The following is an 847-nucleotide window of genomic DNA, read 5'->3' on the forward strand; positions in this document are numbered from 1 at the left end:
GACACCCGTTTCAATGAGTCCCTGGCGACCCTGGTCGGCCGGGAAGGGGCAGTGGATTACTTCGCCCATAGTGGTGAGCCGTTATCCGCCGCTTACTGGCAGCAGCGTGAACAGGTGCAGGATGCCTTTATGGCCATTGTGCAGGCGACGCGTGCGGCGCTGAAGGAACTGTATGCGTCAGCGCAGGATGCCGACGCGCTGGCCCGGGAGAAAACCCGTATCCTGCAACAGGCCCGCGACCGTTTTGCCCGTGACAGCCAGGCGCAGCCGGCCCTGAAAGCCTACGCCGGTTTCTTTGATGGGCGATTGAACAATGCCCGTCTTAACGGGGTCAGCGACTATAACGATTATGTGCCGGCCTTTGCCCGCCTGCTGGATCAGTGTCAGCGGGACTGGGGCTGCTTCTGGCAGCAGGTGGACAATTTGGTGGCGCTAACACTGGCTCAACGTACCGATGCCCTGGAGGGGCTTGCATGGAACTGATTCGCACGCCGCAGCCGGAACTGGCGGACCTGTTTGTGAAAACCCTGCGGCGTAATGGCTTTGCTGTCGACCGCCGGGAAGCCGACGGGCAGCACATCATTGAGCTGCAAAACCCGGCGCAGTATGAGCATGCCCACGCCTTGCTGCAGGAATTGATCAACGACCTGCGCCACCAGCAGCATCGCCAGCCGGTGGAGCCGCTAACCGGGCGTCCGCAACCGCTGTTGTCCGGTGGCTGGTTTGCCAGCATGGGCTGGGTGACGCGGGGCATTCTGATTGCCTGTGCGGTGGTGTATCTATCGACCTATGTGATCGGCTACTGTATCTATAATGCCTTCCTGTTTCCCCGGGTGGTGGAAGGGCT

The 847-nt window shown here is 61.0% G+C and carries 1 protein-coding gene and 1 pseudogene; both read left to right on the forward strand.

From position 1 onward, the window contains the following. Positions 1-483 (forward strand): aminopeptidase (locus tag A3754_RS01150; RefSeq protein WP_197468352.1); only part of this gene is annotated, 483 nt, incomplete at its 5' end. Next, a pseudogene (locus A3754_RS01155) lies at positions 474-847 on the forward strand (rhomboid family intramembrane serine protease); the annotation flags it as partial. The gene A3754_RS01150 and the pseudogene A3754_RS01155, both read left to right, overlap by 10 nt.

This window comes from Alcanivorax sp. HI0083 (assembly GCF_001635175.1).